4 protein-coding genes and 1 pseudogene are annotated in these 6,000 nt (G+C 75.9%); 4 read left to right on the top strand and 1 reads right to left on the bottom strand.

The window, feature by feature from the left end:
• Positions 1–125, top strand: a pseudogene (locus tag ACWGE1_RS16500) (methionine adenosyltransferase domain-containing protein); the annotation flags it as partial.
• Between the two features lie 238 nt (positions 126–363).
• The gene (locus ACWGE1_RS16495; RefSeq protein WP_453421201.1) at positions 364–2,463 is read left to right on the top strand and encodes a primosomal protein N'; all 2,100 of its coding nucleotides are present in this window, start codon (positions 364–366) and stop codon (positions 2,461–2,463) included.
• Between the two features lie 143 nt (positions 2,464–2,606).
• Here the strand turns inward: ACWGE1_RS16495 and ACWGE1_RS16490 are convergent, their stop codons facing one another.
• Positions 2,607–3,155 (bottom strand): hypothetical protein, encoded by a 549-nt coding sequence (locus tag ACWGE1_RS16490; RefSeq protein WP_453421200.1) that lies wholly within the window; start codon positions 3,153–3,155, stop codon positions 2,607–2,609.
• Between the two features lie 253 nt (positions 3,156–3,408).
• Here ACWGE1_RS16490 and fmt point away from each other — a divergent pair, with 253 nt between their 5' ends.
• The gene (gene fmt / locus ACWGE1_RS16485) at positions 3,409–4,353 is read left to right on the top strand and encodes a methionyl-tRNA formyltransferase (RefSeq protein WP_453421199.1); all 945 of its coding nucleotides are present in this window, start codon (positions 3,409–3,411) and stop codon (positions 4,351–4,353) included.
• 119 nt (positions 4,354–4,472) lie between these two features.
• Entirely contained in the window at positions 4,473–5,948 is a 1,476-nt protein-coding gene (locus ACWGE1_RS16480; RefSeq protein WP_453421198.1) for an RsmB/NOP family class I SAM-dependent RNA methyltransferase, read from the top strand.
• Positions 5,949–6,000: the final 52 nt, after the last annotated feature.

Below are 6,000 nucleotides of genomic sequence, written 5' to 3'. Positions count from 1 at the left end.
TCGACCTGCTGCGCCCGATCTACGCCCAGACCGCCGCCTACGGCCACTTCGGCCGTGAGCTGCCGGACTTCACCTGGGAGCGCACCGACCGCGTGGACGCGCTGCGCGCGGCCGCCGGTCTCTAAGCACCCGCAGCGATACGGCCCCGGACCTCATGGTCCGGGGCCGTATTGCGTTGGTGCGGCCCTTCCCGTGCGGATAGGCTGGCGCCGCCCTCCCGGTGCGAGGGGCGACGGCTTCATCCGGAGCGGGTGCGAACCCCGTGTCGAAGGGTCAGCAGTACCCGCCGCCGCCCGGCCCGATCTCGGGAAGGCGTACGCACCGCGCCCGCCGCTGTCAGCGGCATTTGGTAAGAATGCTGATGTGAGCAGCGCGAACGAGTCCCCGCCGGAGCAGCTCGCACTGATCCGGGACATGGTCGCCGAGGCGAAGGCCAAGGCGCCCAAGGCGAAGCCGCGCACCTGGCGGGGGGCCGCCCTCGCCGAGGAGCTGCCCGTCGCCCGGGTCCTCGTGAACAAGGGCGTGCTCCACCTCGACCGGACCTTCGACTACGCCGTGCCCGCCGAGCTCTCCGAGGCCGCGCAGCCCGGCGTCCGCGTCCGCGTCCGCTTCGGGGCCGGATCCCACCAGGTGCACGGCGGCCGCCGCGAGGGCGGCGGCCTCATCGACGGCTTCATCGTGGAGCGCCTGGCCGAGTCCGACTACAACGGGGCGCTGGCCGCCCTCGCCCAGGTGGTCTCGCCCGAGGTGGTCCTCAGCCCGCGCACGCTCGCCCTCGCCCGGGCCGTCGCCGACCGGTACGCCGGCAGCCTCGCCGACGTGCTCCAGCTCGCCCTGCCGGCGCGGAGCGCCCGCGCCGAGGCCAAGCCCTCCCCGGAGCCGCTGCCCCCGCCGGCCGCCCCCGAGCCCGGCGGCTGGCAGCGGTACGGCGCCGGGCCCGCCTTCCTGCGCGCGCTGGCCACCGGCGGTACCCCGCGCGCCGTGTGGACCGCCCTGCCCGGCCCCGGCTGGGCCGACGAACTCGCCCGGGCCATGGCCGCCACCCTGGCCTCCGGCCGGGGCGCCCTCGCCGTGGTCCCCGACGGGCGCACCGCGGCCCGCGTCGACGCCGCCCTGACCGCACTGCTCGGCGAGGGACGGCACGCACTGCTCACCGCCGAGTCGGGACCCGAGAAGCGCTACCGCCAGTGGCTCGCCGTGCACCGGGGCTCGGTGCGCGCCGTCATCGGCACCCGGGCCGCGATGTTCGCCCCCGTACGGGACCTCGGGCTGGTCGCGATCTGGGACGACGGGGACTCCAGCCACAGCGACGACCGCGCCCCCTTCCCGCACGTGCGGGAAGTCCTGGAGCTGCGCGCCGTCAGCGACGGCTGCGGCTTCCTCGTGGGGAGCACGAGCTGCACCGTGGAGGCCGCCCAGCTGGTCGAGTCCGGCTGGGCCCGGCCCCTGGTCGCCGACCGCGAGACGGTACGGGCCTGCGCACCGCGGATCAGGACCGTCGGGGACGAACTGCTGGCCCGCGACGAGGCGGCCCGGGCCGCGCGCCTGCCGAGCCTGGCGTGGGAGACCGTACGGGAAGGGCTGAGGACCGGGCCCGTACTGGTACAGGTGCCGCGGCGGGGCTACGTGCCCCGCCTGGCGTGCGAGCGGTGCCGTACGCCCGCCCGCTGCACGGTCTGCGCGGGACCGCTGGAGGCCCCCGACGAACGGGACCTGCGGTGCGGGTGGTGCGGGCGGGACGAACCGTCCTGGCACTGCGAGGAGTGCGGGTCGTTCCGGCTGCGGGCCCAGGTGGTCGGCGCGCGGCGCACCGCCGAGGAGCTGGGGCGGGCCTTCCCGGCCGTGCCCGTGCGGACCTCCGGGCGCGACCACGTCCTGGACGAGGTCCCGGACCGGCCCGCGCTGGTCGTGTGCACCCCGGGCGCCGAGCCGGTGGCCGCGGGCGCCGGGTACGCGGCCGCGCTGCTGCTCGACGGCTGGGCCATGCTGACCCGGCCCGACCTGCGGGCGGGCGAGGACGCCCTGCGGCGCTGGATGGCGGCCGCCTCCCTGGTCCGGGGCGACGGACAGGTGGTGGTGGTCGCCGAGCCGACGCTGCGGCCGGTCCAGGCGCTCGTGCGGTGGGACCCGGTGGGCCATGCCGTCCGGGAGCTCGCCGAGCGGGCCCAGCTCGGCTTCCCGCCGGTGTCCCGGATGGCGGAGGTGGCCGGGAGGGGCGAGGCGGTGGAGACCTTCCTGGCCGGAGCCGGGCTGCCGCCCGACGCGGAGATCCTCGGGCCGGTACCGCTCCCGGGGCGGCGCGGGGAGCGGTCCCCCGGGGAGCGGGCGCTGGTCCGGGTCCCGCCCGGCAGCGGCGCGGCGCTCGCCGCCGCCCTGAAGTCGGCGCAGGCCGCCCGGATGGCGCGCGGGGTCGCGGCGGCGGAGGCGGTCCGGGTGCGGATCGACCCACTGGACATCGGCTGACGCCCACGCGGCGCGGGCGGCGCGGTCACCGAACGGCGAAACCCCCGGTGGGGCGACCCGTACGGTCGCCCCACCGGGGGCGGAATCAGGGGCGGGCCGGGGACCGGCCGCCGGGTGTCGGCGTCCCGGCGGCGGGACGCCCCTCAACCGTTGCGCGGACCGGGGAAGGCGGGGGAGCGGGGAGCCTCGGCCAGACCGCGTACGGGTGCACCCCCGGCAGCGGCCTGGGCCTCCTCGCGCACCGGCTGCGGCGGCACCGAGCGGGCGGCCGGGACGGTCGGCAGCGGCCCCAGGGTCCGGGTGGTCGTCCCCTCGGCCAGCGGCTCCGCGGATTCCGCGGACTGCGCCCGCCGGGCCCCGTAGCGGCGGTGCACGGCCTGCTTGGTGACACCGAGCGCCGAACCGACCGCGTCCCACGAGAAGCCGAGCGAGCGGTCGAAGTCCACGGCGGCGGTGACCAGCGTCTCGACGCTGTCCCGCAGCTCCTGCGCGAGGCGGACGGTCGGCGCGGGTGCCCGGCCGTAGACGACGAAGCCCGTGGAGGGACCCGATCGGCGCGGGCGGTACACGTTGCCGAGCTGGGCGGTGAGCGTACGCAGGGCATCCACCTGCCGGCGAACCCGCTCGATGTCCCGTACCAGGAGGTGCAGGCTGGCCCGGGCTTGAGCGTCGTGGGTGGCGTGGTCGGCCATGAAGAAGCCTCTCGAACCGTTGCTGAAGGGCGGATCGGGCCGCAGACACCGTTCACACGCGGCCCGTTTCGGTCAATCTCTCTTGACCCCAACGCGCCAGCCGTCGCCCAGGTCACGCTGTGGGGGCGTGTCGGCATATGCGAGAGGCGCGCGCGTGTGCGTACGCCCCCCTCAACACCACAGGTGGGCGGCTCGACGGACGCCCCATAGACTGGTGCGCTGCTGACAGCCGAGATAGCGAGGTAGTCCCCCAGTGAAGCTCGTCTTCGCAGGCACCCCCGAGGTCGCCGTACCCGCCCTGGACGCCCTGATCGCCTCCGGGCGGCACGAGGTCGCCGCCGTCATCACCCGGCCCGACGCACCTGCGGGCCGCGGCCGCCGGCTCGTCGCCAGCCCGGTCGCCGAGCGCGCCGAGGAGGCGGGCATCGAGGTGCTCAAGCCCGCCCGGCCCCGCGACCCCGACTTCCAGGCCCGGCTGCGTGAGATCGACCCGGACTGCTGCCCCGTCGTCGCCTACGGGGCCCTGATCCCCCGGAGCGCTCTCGACATCCCCCGGCACGGCTGGGTCAACCTGCACTTCTCGCTGCTGCCCGCCTGGCGCGGAGCCGCCCCCGTCCAGCAGTCGATCATCGCGGGCGACCAGGTCACCGGCGCCTCCACCTTCCGGATCGAGGAGGGCCTGGACACCGGGCCGGTCTACGGCATCCTGACCGAGGAGATCCGGCCGACCGACACCAGCGGCGACCTGCTGACCCGGCTCGCCTTCGCCGGGTCCGGACTGCTCGCCGCCACCATGGACGGCATCGAGGACGGCACCCTGCGCGCCGTCGAGCAGCCCCACGACGGCGTCTCCCACGCGCCCAAGATCACCGTGGAGGACGCCCGGATCGACTGGACCGCCCCCGCGATGCGCGCCGACCGCGTGGTGCGCGGCTGCACGCCGGCGCCGGGCGCGTGGACCGTCTTCCGCGGGGAGCGGCTCAAGCTGATCTCGCTGGGCCTGGTGCCCGACCGTACGGACCTGGAGCCGGGCGCACTGGCCCCCGCCAAGAACAACGTCCACGTCGGCACCGGCTCGCACGCCGTGGAGCTGCTGTGGGTGCAGCCGCAGGGCAAGAAGCCGATGCGGGCCGCCGACTGGGCGCGCGGGGTGCGGATCGCTCCCGGCGAGCGCCTCGGCGGAGCCGACGTAGGCTGATCGGTGCGGACGTCCGCGCGCGGACGTCCCCGCACGGCACTCGCAGGACCTGAAGCACCCGAAGCACCCCGCAGGACCCGAAGCACTCGTAGCACTCGTAAACCCGGAGCACCTTTCACGTGAGCGAACAGCCCCGTCAGCCCCGTCGCAGGCCCGCCCCCGCAGGCGCCGGTGGCAAGCAGGCCAAGCCCTACCGCCGGCCCCAGAAGGACCCCGTCCGGATGCTGGCCTTCGAGGTGCTGCGGGCGGTGGACGAGCGCGACGCCTACGCCAACCTCGTCCTGCCCCCGCTGCTCAAGAAGGCCCGCCAGGACGAGAACTTCCAGGCCCGCGACGCGGCACTGGCCACCGAGCTGGTCTACGGGACGCTGCGCCGCCAGGGCACCTACGACGCCGTCATCAAGGCGTGCATCGACCGCCCGCTGCGGGAGGTGGACCCGCCGGTGCTGGACGTGCTCTCGCTCGGCGCGCACCAGCTGCTGGGCACCCGCATCCCCTCGCACGCGGCCGTGTCGGCGAGCGTGGAACTGGCCCGGGTGGTGCTCGGGGACGGACGCGCCAAGTTCGTGAACGCCGTCCTGCGGAAGATCGCCGCCCACGACCTGGACGGCTGGCTCGAACGGGTCGCCCCGCCCTACGAGGACGACGCCGAGGAACACCTCGCGGTGTACCACTCGCACCCCAGGTGGGTCGTCAGCGCCCTGTGGGACTCGCTGGGCGGCGGTCGTGCGGGGATCGAGGACCTGCTGGAGGCCGACAACGAGCGGCCCGAGGTGACGCTGGTGGCCCGCCCGGGACGCGCCACGACGGAGGAACTGCTGGAGGCGGTCGGCGAGGACTCGGCGCTGCCGGGCCGCTGGTCTCCGTACGCCGTCCGGATGGCCGAGGGCGGCGAACCGGGCGCGCTGCAGGCCGTCCGCGAGGGCCGCGCCGGCGTGCAGGACGAGGGAAGCCAGCTGGTGGCCATGGCCCTGGCCGCCGCGCCGGTCGAGGGCCGCGACGAGCGGTGGCTCGACGGCTGCGCGGGCCCGGGCGGCAAGGCGGCGCTGCTCGCCGCGCTCGCGGCACAGCGCGGGGCGTTCCTGCTGGCTTCTGAGAAGCAGCCGCACCGGGCACGGCTCGTGGAGCGCTCCCTGGCGGGCAACCCGGGTCCCTACCAGGTCATCGCGGCCGACGGCACCCGCCCGGCATGGCTGCCGGGCTCCTTCGACCGCGTGCTGATGGACGTCCCGTGCTCGGGCCTGGGCGCGCTGCGCCGCCGCCCGGAATCCCGCTGGCGCCGTCGCCCGGAGGACTTGGAGGGCTTCGCCCCGCTCCAGCGCGGGCTGCTGCGCGAGGCGCTGTCGGCGGTGCGGGTGGGAGGCATCGTGGGCTACGCGACGTGCTCGCCGCACCTGGCGGAGACCCGGGTCGTCGTGGACGACGTCCTGAAGGGCCGCGGCGCGGGCCACTCCCCGGTGTCCGCGGAACTGATCGACGCGAGGCCCTTCATGTCCGGCGTCCCGGCCCTGGGTGACGGCCCGGACGTCCAGCTGTGGCCCCACTTGCACGGAACGGACGCGATGTACCTGGCACTGCTGAGGCGCACGGCGTAGGGCCCCGATCCCCTGCCGGTCTAGGTACGCGTACTCATGAGCTGCGCTGCTG

This window comes from Streptomyces sp. NPDC054932 (assembly GCF_053610205.1).
This window is presented reverse-complemented; position numbering and strand designations above follow the sequence as displayed.